19 protein-coding genes are annotated in these 17,461 nt (G+C 62.2%); all 19 read right to left on the bottom strand.

The window, feature by feature from the left end:
• Positions 1–67 precede the first annotated feature (67 nt).
• The 19 genes from EJA71_RS04745 to EJA71_RS04655 all read right to left on the bottom strand — a co-directional run bounded on the left by EJA71_RS04745 (position 68) and on the right by EJA71_RS04655 (position 17,457).
• Complete coding sequence (locus EJA71_RS04745) at positions 68–505, bottom strand: excinuclease (RefSeq protein WP_158954747.1); 438 nt, start codon at positions 503–505, stop codon at positions 68–70.
• Between the two features lie 157 nt (positions 506–662).
• Positions 663–1,106 carry an excinuclease gene (locus tag EJA71_RS04740; protein ID WP_158954745.1) on the bottom strand — a complete coding sequence of 148 codons (444 nt, stop codon included), beginning with the start codon at positions 1,104–1,106 and terminating at the stop codon, positions 663–665.
• A 20-nt stretch (positions 1,107–1,126) separates the two neighbouring features.
• The gene (locus tag EJA71_RS04735) at positions 1,127–2,362 is read right to left on the bottom strand and encodes a beta-ketoacyl-ACP synthase (protein WP_158954743.1); all 1,236 of its coding nucleotides are present in this window, start codon (positions 2,360–2,362) and stop codon (positions 1,127–1,129) included.
• The gene (gene fabG / locus EJA71_RS04730; protein WP_158954741.1) at positions 2,362–3,090 is read right to left on the bottom strand and encodes a 3-oxoacyl-ACP reductase FabG; all 729 of its coding nucleotides are present in this window, start codon (positions 3,088–3,090) and stop codon (positions 2,362–2,364) included. The genes EJA71_RS04735 and fabG overlap by 1 nt, the downstream gene beginning before the upstream one ends.
• Positions 3,083–3,547, bottom strand: coding sequence for a hotdog family protein (locus EJA71_RS04725; protein WP_158954739.1), 465 nt, complete (start codon positions 3,545–3,547; stop codon positions 3,083–3,085). Before EJA71_RS04725 ends, fabG begins: the two co-directional genes overlap by 8 nt.
• Positions 3,544–4,740, bottom strand: coding sequence for a beta-ketoacyl-[acyl-carrier-protein] synthase family protein (locus EJA71_RS04720; RefSeq protein WP_158954737.1), 1,197 nt, complete (start codon positions 4,738–4,740; stop codon positions 3,544–3,546). Before EJA71_RS04720 ends, EJA71_RS04725 begins: the two co-directional genes overlap by 4 nt.
• On the bottom strand, positions 4,737–5,195 hold the full coding sequence (locus tag EJA71_RS04715; protein WP_371925621.1) for a hypothetical protein: 459 nt from the start codon (positions 5,193–5,195) through the stop codon (positions 4,737–4,739). Before EJA71_RS04715 ends, EJA71_RS04720 begins: the two co-directional genes overlap by 4 nt.
• A 137-nt stretch (positions 5,196–5,332) precedes the next feature.
• Positions 5,333–6,058: a class I SAM-dependent methyltransferase gene (locus EJA71_RS04710; RefSeq protein WP_158954733.1), complete on the bottom strand. Its 726-nt coding sequence runs from the start codon at positions 6,056–6,058 to the stop codon at positions 5,333–5,335.
• Positions 6,055–7,302: an NAD(P)/FAD-dependent oxidoreductase gene (locus EJA71_RS04705; protein ID WP_158954731.1), complete on the bottom strand. Its 1,248-nt coding sequence runs from the start codon at positions 7,300–7,302 to the stop codon at positions 6,055–6,057. The genes EJA71_RS04710 and EJA71_RS04705 overlap by 4 nt, the downstream gene beginning before the upstream one ends.
• Entirely contained in the window at positions 7,289–8,452 is a 1,164-nt protein-coding gene (locus EJA71_RS04700; RefSeq protein ID WP_158954729.1) for a sodium:proton antiporter, read from the bottom strand. The genes EJA71_RS04705 and EJA71_RS04700 overlap by 14 nt, the downstream gene beginning before the upstream one ends.
• On the bottom strand, positions 8,449–10,788 hold the full coding sequence (locus EJA71_RS04695) for an MMPL family transporter (protein ID WP_158954727.1): 2,340 nt from the start codon (positions 10,786–10,788) through the stop codon (positions 8,449–8,451). The genes EJA71_RS04700 and EJA71_RS04695 overlap by 4 nt, the downstream gene beginning before the upstream one ends.
• Complete coding sequence (locus EJA71_RS04690) at positions 10,772–11,374, bottom strand: outer membrane lipoprotein carrier protein LolA (protein WP_158954725.1); 603 nt, start codon at positions 11,372–11,374, stop codon at positions 10,772–10,774. Before EJA71_RS04690 ends, EJA71_RS04695 begins: the two co-directional genes overlap by 17 nt.
• Entirely contained in the window at positions 11,371–11,796 is a 426-nt protein-coding gene (locus tag EJA71_RS04685) for a thioesterase family protein (protein WP_108224348.1), read from the bottom strand. Before EJA71_RS04685 ends, EJA71_RS04690 begins: the two co-directional genes overlap by 4 nt.
• On the bottom strand, positions 11,789–13,333 hold the full coding sequence (hutH, locus tag EJA71_RS04680) for a histidine ammonia-lyase (RefSeq protein WP_158954723.1): 1,545 nt from the start codon (positions 13,331–13,333) through the stop codon (positions 11,789–11,791). The genes EJA71_RS04685 and hutH overlap by 8 nt, the downstream gene beginning before the upstream one ends.
• Positions 13,314–14,261, bottom strand: coding sequence for a glycosyl transferase (locus EJA71_RS04675; RefSeq protein WP_158954721.1), 948 nt, complete (start codon positions 14,259–14,261; stop codon positions 13,314–13,316). Before EJA71_RS04675 ends, hutH begins: the two co-directional genes overlap by 20 nt.
• Positions 14,258–14,992: a glycosyltransferase family 2 protein gene (locus tag EJA71_RS04670; RefSeq protein WP_158954718.1), complete on the bottom strand. Its 735-nt coding sequence runs from the start codon at positions 14,990–14,992 to the stop codon at positions 14,258–14,260. The genes EJA71_RS04675 and EJA71_RS04670 overlap by 4 nt, the downstream gene beginning before the upstream one ends.
• Positions 14,985–16,664 carry an acyl-CoA synthetase family protein gene (locus tag EJA71_RS04665; RefSeq protein WP_158954716.1) on the bottom strand — a complete coding sequence of 560 codons (1,680 nt, stop codon included), beginning with the start codon at positions 16,662–16,664 and terminating at the stop codon, positions 14,985–14,987. Before EJA71_RS04665 ends, EJA71_RS04670 begins: the two co-directional genes overlap by 8 nt.
• A complete protein-coding gene (locus EJA71_RS04660; protein WP_158954714.1) occupies positions 16,661–17,206 on the bottom strand; it encodes a hypothetical protein in 546 nt (181 codons plus the stop codon). Before EJA71_RS04660 ends, EJA71_RS04665 begins: the two co-directional genes overlap by 4 nt.
• A complete protein-coding gene (locus EJA71_RS04655) occupies positions 17,203–17,457 on the bottom strand; it encodes an acyl carrier protein (protein ID WP_064388843.1) in 255 nt (84 codons plus the stop codon). The genes EJA71_RS04660 and EJA71_RS04655 overlap by 4 nt, the downstream gene beginning before the upstream one ends.
• Between the last annotated feature and the right edge of the window lie 4 nt (positions 17,458–17,461).

The following is a 17,461-nucleotide window of genomic DNA, read 5'->3' as shown; positions in this document are numbered from 1 at the left end:
CCTTCGGCAGTTCCTACATTGATCCCTGTAGGAGCTGCCGAAGGCTGCGATCTTTTGATCTTGGCCGTTATGGCAACCGCACCAGATCCCCCTTCAACGCCACCCGCGTGACAAAAATCCCCGCCCGACACTCATACGTATTCAAATCCTTGCGCACATGCTGGTCGTAAAAACTGACGAGATTGACCACCGCATTCGCCCCGACCCGCTTGGCATCGGCCTGCAACTTGATCAGATTCGATTGCAGCACCCATTCGCAGGAGTCGTGATCGCTCTTGTTGAAACCATTGGTGCTCAGGTCACTGACCACACCACGGCGCAACAACTGCTGAGTCCCCTGCGGCCCGTTGCCGACCAGATAAAACTTCACACTGCCATCCAGCCGACCTGCGCGGATGGCATCCGACAGCACGGTTTCGAACGGCATATACATGAGATTAGTGGCATGGCTGGCGCTCGGAAGAAGAGCAAAAAACATGGCGGCAATCAGGGCTTTCACTTGCATGGTCATCTCCTTGACGGTGAAAGAGAACCGCGAGTGGTCGAGCGACAAGCTCGCAGTTCTGCCAGGCGGTTGATGGCCGGCTTCAGCGAGTGTAGATGCTGCTTGATCAGCGCAAATGAAAAGGGCGCCAAAAGGCGCCCTTTGTCGTATCTGACGGTTACTGAACCTTCGCCAGATCACCCTTCAACGCAACACCGGCCATGATCGCGCCGGCGTGGCATTCGTAGGTCTGCGCATCCTTGCGCTCGTTGCTCTTGTAGAAGCTGACGATGTTGGTCACGGCATTGGCGCCGGCGCTTTTCGCGGCCTGGTGCAGGCTGATGATGGCCGACTGGGCGACCCATTCGCAGGCCTCTGTGTCGGACTTGTTGAAGGCGTTGGTCTTCTTGTTGGTCACGGCGCCGGGGCTGACCACGGTGACCTTGCCGGCCGGGGTGTTGCCGGCCAGGTAGAACTTCACGCTGCCGTCGATTTTGCCGGAGCGGGTGGCTTCGGCGACGGCTTTGTCGAGGGGCAGGTAGACCGCCGTGTCACGGGCTTGGCTGACCGCTGGCAGGGCGCAGAGCAGCAGGGTGGCGACAGCGAGTTTTTTGCAGTGCATGGAGGTCTCCTTGACCTGGATTAATTCGGTTGCGGCCAGCGGCGGAAGATCAACGAGGTGTTGACGCCACCGAAAGCAAAATTGTTGTTCATCACGTAGTCGTGGTGCATCTGGCGGAATTCGCCGCGCAGGTAATCGAGTTTGCCGCAGTGCGGGTCGACCTCGTCGAGGTTGAACGTGTGCACGTATTGGTCGCGATTCATCATCTCGATGCTGAACCACGACTCCAGCGCCCCGCAGGCGCCCAGCGTGTGGCCGAGAAAGCTCTTCTGCGAACTGATCGGCATGCGTTCACCGAACAGGCTGCTGGTCGCCAGTGTTTCGGCAATATCGCCCTGTTCTGTAGCGGTGCCGTGGCCGTTGACATAGCCGATGGCATCCGGTGTCAGTCCGGCGTCTTCCAGCGCGAGTTCCATGGCGCGGCGCATGGTCACCTGCTCCGGGCGGGTGGTGTGCTGGCCGTCGGCGTTGCTGCCGAAACCGACGAGCTCGGCGTGGATGTGCGCGCCGCGCGCGAGGGCATGTTCCAGCTCCTCAAGGACCAGCATGCCGCCGCCTTCACCAATGACCAGACCGTCGCGGCCCTTGTCGTAAGGGCGTGGGCTGGTTTGCGGCGCATCGTTTTTCAGGCTGGTGGCGTACAGCGCGTCGAAGACCATGGCTTCGGTCGGGCAGAGTTCTTCGGCGCCGCCGGCGAGCATCAGCGGCAGGCGACCGAACTTGATCGCCTCGTAGGCATAACCGATGCCCTGACTGCCGCTGGTGCAGGCGCTGGACGTCGGGATCAACCGCCCGGTGAGGCCGAAGAAGATGCTGATATTAGCGGCAGTGGTGTGCGGCATCATGCGCACGTAGGAGTTGGCGTTCAGCCCCTCGGCCACCGAATTGAGCAGCATGTTGCCGAACGCCTTGATCTCGTCGGTGCTGCCGGTGGACGAGCCGCAGGCCACGCCCATGCGGCCATCCTTGATCGCCGGGTCGCCGAGCAGACCGGCGTCAGCGAGAGCCTGTTCCGCCGCACCCACGGCAAGACGCGAGACCCGGCCCATGCTGCGCAGTTGTTTGCGCGTCCAGTGCGCCGGCACGACGAAATCATCGATAGGGCCAGCCAGACGCGTGTTGAGTTCGCTGAAGCGATCCCACTCATCCATCCGGCGAATGCCGCTGCGGTTGGCCGCGAAGTTGCCGGCGATGGTCTGCCAGTCGCTGCCCAGCGAGGTGATGCCGGCCATGCCGGTGACGACGACGCGCTTCATCAGCACAAGCCTCCGTTGACCGCCAGAACCTGGCGGGTGATGTACGAGGCTTCCGCCGACATCAGGAAATTCACCGCACCGGCCACCTCTTCAGGGGTGCCCATGCGTTGCGCGGGGATCATTTTCATCAGTTCTTCCACCGGCACGTTTTCGTCGAGCATCGCCGTGTCGATCAGGCCCGGCGCGACGCAGTTCACGGTGATTTTGCGCTTGCCCAGTTCAATCGCCAATGCCTTCGCGGCGCCGATCACGCCGGCTTTCGAGGCGCTGTAGTTGACCTGACCACGGTTGCCGATCAGCCCTGACACCGAAGTGATGCAAACAATGCGACCAGCGGCGCGGCGGCGGATCATCGGCATCATCACCGGGTGCAGGACGTTGTAGAAACCATCGAGGTTGGTGCGCAACACCACGTCCCAATCGTCGTCGCTCAGGGCGGGGAATGCGCCGTCACGAGTCAGCCCGGCATTCAACACCACGCCGTAATAGGCACCGTGGGTTTCGACGTCGGCTTCGAGAATGGCTTTGCAGGTTTCGCGCTCGGCGACATCGAATTGCAGAATCCGCGCCTTGCGGCCCAGTGCTTCGATTTCGGTCTGCACGGCTCGTGCTTCGGCCATGCCATTGCGGCAATGCAGGACGATATCGTGCCCGGCCTGCGCCAGCCGCAGAGCAATTGCGCGGCCAATGCCACGGCTGGAGCCGGTGACCAATACGAATTCAGTCATCGTTCGACTCCTGTGTCTGTTGCAGATATTGAGTGGCTTCGGGCGGGCGGAACACGTTCAGTCGCGCGCTGGCGTGAATGCCCTCGCCGTTGATATGGCATTCGAACACGCCCATGCCGTTGTCGTCTTCCAGTGAACGCAGGCCATGAATGGTCAGGTTGCTACCGGCGGGGAAGGCGTCGACATTGCACTCGAACTTGCGTGTGCCGAGCAGAAAACCCAGCGCGACGGGATTGCCTTGCTGCCGCGCATGACAACCGGCGAACGCGGCGACGCTTTGCGCCATCAGCTCGATACCGATCAAGGCGGGCAGGCTGCCGTCGGGCAGGTTGAACAGGCCATCAGGCTTGACCGTCAGGCGAGTGAAAATCTGCTCCTCGTCAAAACTGAGGATGCTGTCGATCAGAATCATGTCGCCCGCATGGGGCAGCAGTTCGGCGAGCGGCCAGGTCGTCATGGGGCGTCTCCGATAATCAGGCTGACGTTGTTGCCGCCGAAGGCAAACGAGTTGCTCATCAGGTAGCGGGGTGCAATGGACGTCAGGCGTGCGTGCGTGGTCACCCATTTCAGAGGCGGCAGCGCCGGGTCGGCCTGACCGTCCCAGACGTGCGGCGGCAAAGCATGAGCGGGGTTGTCGGCGCTGAGGCTCAGCCAGCAGAACGCGGCTTCCAGCGCGCCGGCAGCGCCGAGGGTGTGGCCGGTCATCGGTTTGGTCGACGAACACGCCACGCCTGCGGGGAACAACGCTGCGACCGCGAGGCTTTCCATGGCGTCGTTGTGTTGGGTGGCGGTGCCGTGCAGGTTCAGATAGTCGATTTGTGCAGCGTGCAACTGGGCACGGCTCAAGGCTTTCTGCATCGCTTGCAAGGCGCCGCGACCGCTCGGTTCAGGCGCGGAAATATGGTGCGCGTCGGAGCTGGCCCCGGCGCCGAGCAAAGCGATGGCCGGGCCGTCGCCCGGTTGTTTGCTCATCACGAACAGCACCGCTGCTTCGCCGATATTGATGCCGTTGCGATTGGCCGAAAACGGATTGCAGCGCTCGTCCGACACCGCTTCCAACGACGAAAAACCGTTCAGGGTCAGCTTGCACAGACTGTCGACACCACCGCACAGCACCGCATCGCACAGGCCCAGATCCAACAGGCGTTGAGCGCTCATCAAGGCCCGGGCGCTCGAGGTGCAAGCGGTGGAAATCACATAGGCCGGGCCGCTGAGTTGCAGCCAGTCGGCGAGAAAATTGGCCGGGGCGCCGAGTTCTTGTTGGCGGTAATCGTATTCAGTCGGGAATTGCTGTTCACGAATGTAGTGCGCCAGACCACGACTGGCTTCGTCGATGCCCGAGGTGCTGGTGCCGAGCACCACTCCGATGCGCTCGCGACCGTAAGTCTGGATCGCTTGATCGATGTCATCGCGAATTTGCAGCGCCGCTTCCAGCAACAGCTGATTGTTGCGGCTGCTTTGCTCGGCAAGCACTGGCGGGATTGGCGCCAGTTCACCGTGTACGCCGGCCACGGGCAACTCACGCTGCGGGATCCAGCCCGACTCGCGGCGCATGCCCGAGCAGTCGCCGGCGAACAGCTTGCGGGCCACTTCAGACTTGTCGCGGCCCAGCGCACAGATCACGCCGAGGGCATTCAGGTAAGCGGTCATGGCGTCGATTCACCGAGCGGAGAAACGCGATAGTGCGGGCCTTGGGGCAGATTCACTTCGAAGCTCAACGGTTGTGCATATCGGATGTCCCAGCGCGCCTCAAGGGAGCGTTGTCCGGCCTGTTGTTGCGCGCTGGGGTAGTTGCGCAGCAGTTCGCCGGACGGGGTCAGGGCGAACAACAGCGCGGCGAACAGTTCCCGGGCTTCCGGGTTCGGCGGCAGCAGACCATCGGCCTGCCAATGCCCATCGATCAATTGCTGACGCGCCTGGGGAATGCCCAGCGGGTCCATCATCGACCAACGGATGCCCGGGCCTTCGCGCTGGATCACCAGCAGCCAGTCCTGACGTTGCCCGGCCTGGTCGCGCTCAATGTGCAGTTGCAGCGGCAGGGGCAATGTCGGGTTGGCCACTGGCAACGGCGCTTGGCTGGCGCAGGCGCTTACCAAAAGCATCATGCTGACCACAAAAAGACGCCACACCGCAGACACTGTAGGAGTGAGCCTGCTCGCGATAGCGGTCGCACATTCAAAATTCAGGTTGGCTGACCCACCGCTATCGCGAGCAGGCTCACTCCTACAAGGATTTGTGTACATCAGGAAACCTCTGCCAACGGCTTGCGTGCCACAACATTGACCAACGTCTCCTCACGCTGCCCAAACGGCTTCGGCTTGCGTAACCCAAACCGCTCCAGCAAACCAAAATCCTGCGACCGGCTCCACCACAGATACGGGTACGAAACGTTCTGCTCGGCAAACTCGAAACCCTGCCCGCGAATCATCTCAAGATACTGCGCGGCACTCTTCTGCACGTGCATCGGATGGCGGAACAGCCAGCGAATCACCCAGGTATCAATGTAGGCCTCGGTGGATTCGGCGAACAGTAGATAGCCGCCCGGTTTCAGCACGCGATAGAACTCGGCCAGGGCTTTTTCCTGCTCGACCAGATGATGAAAGGTCTGATGACAGAACAGCAGGTCGACGCTGGCGTCCGGCACATTGAGCGTCGCGCAATCGCTGCCGATCAGTTCAACATCGAGACCCAGACGCGCCGCTTCTTCGCCGCTCAATTCAAGGCTGTGCGGGTCGGCGTCAACGCCGATCAACCGCTGTGGTGCGAAAGTCTGGCGCAGATGGGCGAACGACTTGCCTTGGCCGCAACCGGCATCGAGCAACACCGGGTTCTGTGGCAGCGACTCATTGAACAGCCCACGCAGATCGTTGATCGCCACGCGCAATACGTGATGCTGCCAGGTGTGGCTGCGCAGGAACCAGAAACCGAAGCGGGTTTCCTCGACGTAGCTGTCGCTCAAGTAATTCATGTGGCGTCCTTTGCACAGAGTTCGGAGATCATTTTCAAACGGCGCCGCGCTTCGCTGACGAACGGATTGCGTTCATCCCAGGCATAACCGGCGAGGATCGAGCAGATCATTCGACGAATATCGGCCTGGCTGTCTTCGTAGAAAATCACGTCCTGAAAAGTGCCGGCATACCAGCCCTCGACGTAGCAGCGGAAGGTGTCGACGCCGCGCTTCAGCGGCTCGGCGAATTCGCTTTGCCAGTCGACCGTTTCGCCCTGCAACTGCCGGTGCAGCACGGCAGCGGCCATGCTCGCCGAGCGCATGGCGATGGTTACGCCGGAAGAGAACACCGGGTCGAGAAATTCCGCTGCGTTGCCGAGCAAGGCGAAGCCCGGTCCGTGCAAGGTTTTCACGTTGGCCGCGTAGCCGCCGAGGGTGCGCGCCGGCGTATCCCACACGGCATTGTTCAGCACGCCGGCGAGGCTTGGCGTCTCGGTGATGAAGCTGCGCAGGCAGGCGTCGAGGTCGGCATCGCGACCGACGAAGTGTTCGGCGGCAGCGACCACGCCGACCGAGCAACGACCGTTGCTGAACGGGATCGTCCAGAACCAGACATCGCGATGCTGCGGGTGGGTGGTGACGAGGATTTTTTCGCGGTCGAACCCCGGGTTGTCGATGTGATCTTCGACGTGGGTGAACACCGCTTGGCGCACCGGGAAATTCGACGGTGCCTCCAGATCAAGCAAGCGCGACAGCACGCGGCCGTAGCCGCTGGCATCAAGGACGAAATCCGCTTCGACGCGGTATTCGCTGCCGTCCTCGCGACGCACATCCAGCTGTGGTTTTGCCCGGTCGAAATCGACGCTGACGATGGCATCGCCATAGCGAATCTCCACGCCCTGCAGCGCCGCTTGATCGGCCAGCAGTTTGTCGAAATCGGCGCGCTGCACCTGGAACGTGGTCGGCTTGCCATCGGTAAAGGTGTCGCTGAAGTCGAACGCGCTGTAGCGCTCGCCCCAGGCGAAAGCTGCACCAGTCTTGCGCTGGAATCCAGCGGCGTTGACGGCGTCGAGCATGCCGGCTTCTTCGACAAAATCCAGGCAATGGCTCAACAGACTTTCCCCGATGGAAAAGCGTGGAAAGTGCTGGCGTTCGATCACCAGCACATCGAGGCCCTTGCGCTTGAGCAACGCAGCAGCGATTGCGCCGGAGGGGCCTGCGCCGATGATCACGACCTGACGGGATTCCATTTCAACGATTGGCACGCGAGCTCCGGGGCAAAGGGTTTTTCAGATTCATGGGCGCGCTGTACAGGCCGATCAGGGCCGGTAGCAGCGTCGCGATCAGGCCCATCAGCATCAGCGCGAAATACAGCGCCGGAGTGATGAGCTGTTGTTGCAGCAGCAAATTGAGAAAGACGATTTCGCTCAGGCCACGGATGTTCAGCAGCACGCTTTCACGCCAGCGGCTGGCGCCTTCAAAGGAGGCGCCGGCCCAACCGAGGCCGAGCCAGTTGCCGAGCAGTTTACTGGCAATCGGCAACAGCAGCAGCGCCGCCCATTGCACCGCGCCGAGGCTGGCCAGAGCACTGTGCACATCGATCTGCACGATGCCGAACGTGAGGATCAGCGGGATCGCGACCCACGTCTGCAGACGGCTCATCCAGCGTGCCGGCAACGGCAGCACCAACGGCACTTTCAACGCGGCCATGCACAGCAGATAGCCGATGCCGAAGATCAGCGCATTGAGTCTGTAATGCTCGGCCATCACCAACAGTGCGAAGAAGCCGAGGCTGTAGGTCAGCGGGCGGCGCACGCGCAACAGGTGCAGCAACAACGGCACACACGCAAGCCCCAGCGGCAGCAACAGGCTGCTCAGGTGCAGACTGCCTTGGGCGAGGCCGAACAGTGTCCAGCAGCTCAGGTCGATGAGGATCGCGGTTTGCACCAGACGCCGGGTGGCGGCGGGCGGGTAATCAATGTGGCGCAGATACAGGTACAGCACCGGGATCGCGGTAATCGCAAAGACCAGGCCGATCGCCAAAGAGCTGAGCCACGATTGCGCAGGCAACAGCCAGGAAGCCGCCGCCAGACCGCAGACGAAGGGCACGATGAAACTCGGTAGGGCGATTTTCACACTCTGGCGATCCAGTTTCAGATCGATCACATCACTGAGGATATGCCCGAGCAGCAGGGCGAAACTCAGGCTGTAGAGGTTTTTCAGCCAGTCTGGAGCGATCAGTTGAGCGCCGCTGAGCTGCCAGCCCGGCTCGATCCAGAAATACATCAACAGCGGCAAGCCGAAGCTCGCGAGCAATAGCTGGCTGACAATCGGAATGAGACCGAAATGCCGACCGACGCGGGTGGCCGCGGCGAACAACGCCAGGGCCAATAGCCAAAATCCAACGACCATCATGCTGCAGGCTCCGCAACACTGGCGCTGTGTACGTGGCGCCCGGCCCACGGTGCGAGGATGAAGCTGAACGCCAGACCGAGGCTCACCGACAAACCGAAATTGCTGACGGCCGGCGTGCTCGACACCGCCAGCAGACCGAACGACAACCACGTCGTCACGGCGGCCAGCAACGTGCCGAGCAGGCTCACCGCTGCACCGCCGACTTGCTCGCGCATGAGGATCGCGTAATCAACGCTGATCGCTGTTACCAACAGCAGCCCGAACAGGCTGAACAGGGTCAGCGGCTGACCGAGCCAGCCGAGGCTGGCCAGGCTGCACAGCGCTGCCAGCAAAGGCAGAGCGACGATGCGCAAGGCGCCGCCGAGGCCAAACGGCAGGATCAGCACCAGCACGATCAACACGCAAGAAGCGAGCTTCAGTTCGGCAGCGCTGACCTGTGTAGCGGCGAACACTTGATTCAACTCACCGAGACGATCGACCAGCATCACCCCCGGCAAATCCAGCACCTGAATCCGCAACAGGGCAGGGTTGTTCAAGCCTTGCAGACTGGTTATCGCCGCTACACCGTCCTCGGTCGGGCCGAGCCAAAGCATGCGATACGGTTCGCCGAGCGGGCCGGCGAGCGCAGTGTCGATGTCTTCGGCCGGCACGGTCTGCAACTGTTGCAACTCGGTTTGCAGCGCGGCGAGCGGCACGCCAAGGTCCAGCAGCGGCTGCCAGTATTGCGGCAACTTGTTCAGCGCCGCGCGCACCTCTTCTTGCCGGCTCGGCGGGCTGACCAGTTGATCGAGGGCCAGATAGCCTTGCAGCTTGTCGAGATTGACCAGTTGTTCCAGGCGCTCGCTCAGCGCGGCCTGGCGTTCCAGCAACTGCTGCTGATCGGCACCGCGTACGAGGAAAAATTGACTGGTGGGCTGATAGCCGGTGATCCGCGCGATGGTTTGCGCTTCATCGGTCAGCTGTTGCGGCGCACCGACCCACTGACGGATGTCGTTCTTGCTTTGCAGTTGCACCAGTCCGCCGACGCAGAAGGCGATCAGCAGCGCCAGAAGAACCGGAGTGCGTACGTATTCAAGAAGTTTTTCGCGCAGATTGATCAGGCGCTCGGCCAGATGCAGCGGCCATTGTGCAGGACGCAGTTCGACATTTTTCAGCAGTGCCGGCAGCAGGCACACCGCTGACAGATAAGCGCCGAGCAACCCGGCGGCAGAGAACACCGCGATTTGCGTCAGCGCCGGGAACGGCGTCCACGCCAGCGCCAGATAGCCGATGGCGCTGGTGATCAGGCTCAGGGTCAGGCCGGGCAAGGTCAGACGCAAGGCCGGCCAGCTGCGCCACGGCTTCAGGCTCCAGCTCTTCGACAGATAGTGCAGCGGGTAATCCACCGCCACGCCGATCAGGCTGGAACCGAGCACCAGGGTCATCACATGCATGTGGCCAAACAGCGCCACGCAGGCCACCGCGCCGAACAGCATGCCGACCAGCACCGGCACGAACGCCAGCAGCACGCGCCAGCGACGAAACGCCAACAGCAGCAACAACAGAATGCCGACAGTGGCACCGCCGCCGACCCAGGTCATCTCGCGTGTCGCTTGTTGCTGACCATTGGCCGCGTACAGCAGGCCACTGGCGGCAAGCAATTGCACGTCGGCTTTCGCTGCTTGTTCGCGGCTTTGCTTGAGCAGATCGGCCACTTGCAGCGGCAGGTTCATGTCGAAGGCATTGCCGGTGGTGCGCGCACGCAGCATGACCCAACTCTTGCCGTCAGCATCGGCAACCAGTGCGCCGCTGCCAATGTCGAGTTGCACCGAACCGTGTTGTGGCTGGCTGTTCTGGATGCGTGCGGTCAGGCCCAGCCAATCGTCCTGATTCGGCACCAGACTGAATCCGGTGAACGGGTCGAACAGCGCCTGCACCCGCTGATGGATGAACACATCGGGGTGTTCGGTGAGCAGTTGCTGATCGTCCGCCGACAACATCGCCAGACGCCCCAGCAGCAGTTGCCTGCGCAGGGCCGGCAGATCCGCTTGCAGGTTCCACTGCACTTTTTCGAACAGACCGCTGGCCTGCCATTGCTCGCCCAGGGTCTGCGCCATGGCCACCGCTTGCTGGCGATCGGCGTGGCCGACCAGCACCAGCATTTCGCGATTGAGCGGTTCCTGCATGCGCTGTTCGGCACGCAGTTCGAGAGCGTCCGGATTGGTGCCGGGCACCAGTTCCATCAGATTCGCCGACAGCGGCGCGCCATCGCGCCACTGCCAACCCGCCAGCGCAACGACGGCCAGCAGCAGGGTCAGAAACAGCCAGGGCAGCCTGCGTTCACTCGGCAAAGTCATGTTGCTCCGCGTCGCTCAACGGTTGCCCGGCGGTGCTGTCCTGCATGCGCAGCACGGTGCTGTCGCCCTGGGTTTCCAGCAGTTCGATGGTTTGCACCAGCGTGCCGCCGTCGATGTTGATCTGGTTAAACACTTGCTTGAGCAACACCGAGCGCGGTGTCAGCGTGAGTTTCCACTGCTGCGCGTCGCCGCTCAGGGCCAGTTCGAAATCCCGTTGCAGGCCGCTGCTGTCACCTTGCAGCACGGCGAGGAACAAGCGGTTCTGCTCGGCCCCGGCGCTCTTGTTTGGCAGCAGTTGCCAGCCATCGCCGTCACGGCGGGCGATGCCTTTGGCGCTGATGCGGTAGTCCTGTTGCAGCGGAGTTTTCAACAGCCACAGCAGGCCGTGATTTTTCGCCAGGACGAAACGGCCCTTGCTGATCAGCGGTTGTGGCAGGGCGCGCAGGTGTTTTTCCTGGATGAACTGGCCGTGGATCACCTCCGGTTTCGCCAGTTGCTCGCTGAGCTGTTGCAGGTCAAAGGCATTGGCCAGTGTCGACATCGCCAGCAGCGCCAGCGCGCTCAGGCCTTTAGCAAAAACATTCATCGCAGCATCCTTTCCACGGCATCGGTGAAGACTTTCGGCGAAGCGAGTTGCATCTCGCGGCTGCTCACTTCGACGGCGACCTGCACCGAGCTGGCGCGGGTCAACCGCTCGCCGGTCTGCAGGTCAGTGATCAGGTAGTTGATCTTCAGACGGTTTTCCCACTCGACCAGACTGGCGCGCACATTCAGGCGCTGACCAAACACCGCGCCGCGTACGTAACGCAGTTGCAGGTCGATGATCGGCCAGGCGAACCCGGACTCGACCATGTGCGTGTAGTTGTGGCCGATCTTATCGAGCAGCGCGCACCGCGCCACTTCGAGGTATTTGACGTAATGGCCGTGCCAGACCACGTGCATGGTGTCGACGTCAAAAAACGGCACGAGGATTTCGGTGTCGGCGTGAAGTACTCCGGCGCTACGCATGCAGCCTCCAGTGTTGCGCGGCGATGCGTTGCAGGCACAGGCGCAATTCGCCTTCCAGCGCGCGGTCTTCGATGACCGGCGGGAAGTCTTTGGCCAACTCTTCGTGCATCGCTGCCAGCGACGGTGGCAACGGCCGTGCATCTTCGGCCTGGGCGCGCAGCCACACGCCTTGATTGGCGGCGAGCAGGGTGGCGGCGGCGACCTGTTCGGTCAGTTCCAGCACACGGATCGCATCGCGGGCGGCGATGGTGCCCATGCTGACTTTGTCCTGGTTATGGCACTCGGTAGAGCGCGAAAACACGCTGGCCGGCATGGTGTTTTTCAGCGCTTCGGCGGTCCAGGCACTGGTGCCGATCTGCACGGCTTTGAAGCCGTGGTTGATCATCGCGCGATCCGCTGGCGCGCCGGACAAGTTGCTCGGCAGACCGTGGTTGTAGCGCTCGTCGACCAGCAAAGCGAGCTGGCGATCCAACAGGTCGGCGACGTTGGCCACCAGATTTTTCAGGCTGTCCATGGCGAACGCGATGTGGCCGCCGTAGAAGTGCCCGCCGTGCAAAACGCGCTCGGCTTCGGCGTCGATGATCGGGTTGTCGTTGGCGCTGTTCAGTTCGGTTTCGATGAACGAACGCAGCCAGTTCAAACTGTCGGCCAACACGCCGAGTACGTGTGGGGCGCAGCGCAGCGAGTAACGATCCTGCAAGCGGTGCAGCGGTGCGGTTGGCGCATCGATCGCCATATCCTTGCGCAGCCACGCAGCGACCTGCATTTGCCCCGGATGCGGTTTGGCGGCGAACAGGCGTTCGTCGAAATGCTCGGGATTGCCCTGCAACGCGACGACATTGAGCGCGGTGATGCGCGTGGCCAGTTGCAGCAGGTAATCGGCGCGAGCGAAAGCGAGGCATGCCAAGCCAGTCATCACGGCCGTGCCGTTCATCAGCGCCAGCGCTTCTTTCGGGCGCAACACCAACGGAGTCCAGCCGAGTTCGCGGTGCACATCGGCAGCCTGGCGACGTTCGCCACGGAACATCACTTCCCGTTCGCCAGACAAGGTCGCAGCGACGTAGGACAACGGCGTCAGATCGCCGCTGGCGCCGACCGAACCTTCTTCAGGAATCAGCGGCAGAATGTCGTATTCGAGGAACGCGTGCAGCCGCTCAAGCAGTTCGACGCGGACCCCGGAGACGCCGTGGCACAACGACTGCAAACGCGCCGCCAGCACTGCACGGGTCGCTTGCGCGTCGAGCAGTTTGCCGAGGCCGCAACCGTGGAAGGTGTAGAGATGACGCGGCAACGCTTCGACGTGATGCAGCGGCACTGCGACCACGCAGGAATCGCCGTAACCGGTGGTCACGCCGTAGATCACGCCTTCCTTGTCCAGCAGCGAATCAAGGAACCGCGCGCCCTTGGCGATGCGCTCGCGGTAGTCGGCGTCGCTCTGCAACTGCACGGGCGCCTGACGGTTGGCCAGGGCCAGCACGTCTTCGATGCGCAAAGGGCGTTCGCCGAAGGTTACCGGCTCATGAGTTGGCGTCGTCATCGGTCTTCCAGAAAGGGTAAAAGTTGAACCATTGTTGCGGCGCTTCGAGGCAATAGTGACTCAGGCGCTGCGCATAGCGGGTGGCCCACTGATGAATGACCTGCTCGCGCTCGCTGCGCTTCCACACCACGGCGTCGGCGAAGGGTTCGAGGGTCAGGCGATAGTGGCCGTCCGGTTGTTTCAGGCACATCAGCAGATTGACCGGGCATTTCAGCAGGCCGGCCAGCAGCCACGGGCCCTGCGGGAACGGCGCCGGGTGGCCGAGGAAGTCGACGGTCACGCTACGTCCGCCGTGCAGTGGCACGCGGTCGCCGGCAATCGCCAGCCACTCACCGCGTTCCAGGCGTTCGTGCAGTTGCAGCATGATTACCGGGTCGAGTTCGCTGACCTGGATCAGGCGCAGATTGGTCGCCCCGGCTTCACCGAGCAGGCGGTTGAATTGCTCGGCGTGCTTGGTGTGCACCAGCACGTTCATGGTGACCTTTTCGCCGATCTCCGCCAGTGCGCGGCACACTTCGAGATTGCCCAGGTGCGCGCCGACCAGCAGTTGTCCGCGTGTGCCGCGCAATTGATTGCGCAGCAGCGCCGGGTCGATGATTTCGATCTGTTCGATGTTCAGCTTGCCGTTCCACACGTCGAGTTTGTCGAGCATCGAGTCGGCGAAGGCCATGAACTGGCCGAACACCCGCCAATGCGTCGGGCGCAAATCCTCGCGCTGATTCCAGTCGGCCAAGCGCTGCTGGTATTGCCAGGCACTGCGCCGTGCGGTGCGACCGAACAGGAAAAAGTACAGCACGATGCCGTACAGCAACGGGCTGAGCAGGCGCCGGCCCAACACCTTGGCGGCGAACGCGGTGAATTTCATCAGCAGGAAACTGCCGCGCTCTTCGCGGTCAGCCCAGTGCTTCTTGTCGACTTCGTCAGTCATGCGCGCCACCGTCGCCAGAGGATCAGTGGAAAGCGCAGCAACATGCCGAAGAACAGCCGCGTGTGCATGCTCGAAATCAGCGCGTTGTCGTGGAACAGGCGGAAGTGCGACACGCCGTCCAGCGGGTAGTGCACGCTGGTTTGCAGCCAGCGCATCGGCTGATTGCGCCACGACAGGCGCACGAGAATGTCCGAGTCGAAATCCATGCGTTTGCCGATTTTTGCCGAATCAATCACCGCCAGCGTCGAGGCCAGTGGATAAACGCGAAACCCGCACATCGAGTCGCGGATCTGCAGTGACAGCGTGTTGATCCACACCATCACGTGAGTCAGGTAGCGCGCGTACAACCGGCCCTTGGGCACGCTTTCATCGAACAGCGGATAACCGCAGATCAGCGCCTCGGGATGGGCTCGGGATTCTTCAACGAAACGGGCGACGTCGTGAAGGTCGTGCTGACCATCGGCGTCGACCTGCAACGCATGGCTGAAGCCCAGTCGTGAGGCCTCACGCAGACCGGTCATCACTGCGCCGCCCTTGCCCTGATTGGCGGTGAGGCGCACCAGATACACGTCGTCGCGAGTGGCCAACGCATCGAGCACCTTGGCGCAGGATTGGCTGCTGGCATCGTCCACCAGAATGCACGGCAGCTTCTGCGCAAGCAGGGCGTCGACCACGGTGCCAATCGCGGTTTCGTGGTTATAAACCGGGATCACGGCGCAGGGGTTATGCATGGGCAGCTCCCAGCAGAATCCGCCCACTGGAGCAGGTCGCCGTGTCATTGCGATAAGCGAAATACAGTTTGCTGCGCTCGGGATCAAAGCGCAGGTGCAGCTGGATTTCATCGCCGGGGCGCACCAGTTGCTGGAATTTCAGCACTTCCATACCGGCGAACGCGCCCGTCAGGTTCAGCAGTTGCCGGCCAAGATTCAGCGCCCATTCCACTTGCACGACACCTGGCAGCACCGGGGCCTTGGGGAAGTGGCCGCTGAAATAGGCCAGATCCGCTGGCACGCTCAGTTGCAGGCTCCATTCACCGTCAGTTTCGCTTTGATTCAGCACCTCTGGGGCTTTCGGTCGCGGGGCAAGCAGCAATGCTTCGACGTCGGCTTGAGGCAGTTTGCCTTGGCTGTTCAGCGGCAATTGCCGCAGCAAACGCCAGCGCCGAGGCAGCGCCAGCGCTTCGCAATGTTGGCTCAGATGCTTGCGCAGGCTTTCCGTCAGGCTGCGCCGGCCGTGTTCGCGCAAGGCAAAAAGACCGGACTCGCTGAGCACCAGCAAAGCGCCGAGGGACGCACGGTTTTCCTGCACCACACCCAGACGCGCTTCGGCGACCCAGTCATGGGCGACCAGGGCTTGTTCGAGCATCGGTAGGGATATGCGTTTCTCTTCGAGTTTGACGATCCGGTCCAGGCGCCCGAGCAGTTCGAAGCGACCATCGGCGCCAATCCGCGCGGCGTCGGCGGTGTGTTCAATGTGCCCGGCGGGCAGGTAGGGCGAGGCGACCAGCAGCGCGCCGTCGTTGTCCTGACTCAGCTCGACACCGACAAACGGTTGCCACAGCGGCTGGCCCTGACGCCAGGCGATACCGCCGGTTTCCGAGCTGCCGAGAATTTCTGTTGGCCATTGTCCCAAGCGTTGCTGCAGGCTTTGCGCGGCTTCATCAGGCAGCGCACCACCGGAGGAAAACACCCGGCGCACGTCGCTCAGGGCCGGCCAGTTGAGGTTATCGCCCATACGCTTGAGCAGCGCCGGGCTGGCGACCCAGGCGAAGGCTGGATATTCGCGACTGGCACGCTGCAAGTCTTCGGGGAACGCCAGTTGATTGCGTACAAACGGGCGCCCGGCGCACAGCGGCCACAACACACGAAACAGCAGACCGTAGATATGTTGGGTGGCGACGCTGCCGATGATGCACGCTTCACCAAGATCCGCGCCCCATAGCAGCTCCAGCGCTTCGACCTCGTTGGCCATTTGGCGCAGGGTCTTGTCGATACGCTTGGGTTCGCCGCTGGAGCCGGAGGTGCACAGGCTCAGGCAGCACTGGTCGAGATCCAGTTCGGCAGCGGGCAATGCCGGCTGATAAAGGTCTTGGAGGTGCGCATCATCGGGGTGATCGGTCAGCCACAGATCGACTTCAGCCGACCAGCGCTGGCGCGTCTGTGCCTGCAAATTGGCCGGCAGCAACACGCTGGCACCTGCGCGCCAGGCACCGAGCAGCGCGACGGCCAGTTCGGCGGCATCTTCCAGGTGCACGGCCAGGCGCTTCACGCCCTGCGCTTGCAGGCCGGCGGCGACGCTCAACGCCTGCTCGCACAGTTGCGCGTGATCGAGTGCCGGCGCAGCGCAGATCGCTCGTGCCGGCACGGCCTTGAGCAATAGCTGCTCAAGTTTTATCCAGTTCATGTACGGCCTCTTACCCGTTGTCGTATCAGCCATTCAATGGCAAACATCAGGCCGATCAATCCATAGGAGATCAGGCCGGTGTACAACATCCACCAATTCAGCGGCGCCCACAGGGTGAGGAGGGCGGCGCACAAACCGTTGCAGAAGAAAAACACGCTCCAGGCCACGGTGACCTTGCGTGTGTAACGAATCGCGATGTCCGGCAGCTCTGGCTCACGCAGGCGCGCCATTCGCTCGACCATCGGCGGGCCGTATTTCAGGCTCAAGCCGAACAGCACCAGCATGAAGCCGCTGATCAGCACCGGATACCAGCGCAGCAACAGCGGGCTGTCGAACAGCGCCAGCAGCAGGCAAAACACGATGGCCACGCAGGCCATCCACAGGCTGCCGGGTTTGCGCTCGCCGGTCAGGGCCCGCGCGAGCCACAGGCTGCCGAGCAGCAGGCCGAACTGCCACGGAGCAAAATGCTCCATGCCGAAATACACCGCAAAGGGGTACAGCAGACCGGCCAGCAGCAGGCCGAGGCCGATCAATCGGCTCATGCGGCCGGTTGAACCAGACGGTAGACCGCCTCGACCACGTCACCGACCGTGCGCACTGATTTGAATTCTTCAGCGGCAATTTTCTTGCCGGTCTGACGCTTGATGTGGTCGATCAGATCGACCGCGTCGATGCTGTCGATTTCCAGATCCTGATACAGATTGGAATCCAGGCTCACACGGGCCGGATCCAGTTCGAACAGCTCGACCAGGGCATCGCGCAGGGTGTTGAAAATGTCGTCACGAGTTTGCATGGTC

Source organism: Pseudomonas sp. PB106, from assembly GCF_009764645.1.
In the GTDB taxonomy this organism is placed as follows: domain Bacteria; phylum Pseudomonadota; class Gammaproteobacteria; order Pseudomonadales; family Pseudomonadaceae; genus Aquipseudomonas.
Note: the sequence above shows the minus strand (reverse complement) of the source record. Positions and strands in the feature narration are given on the sequence as shown.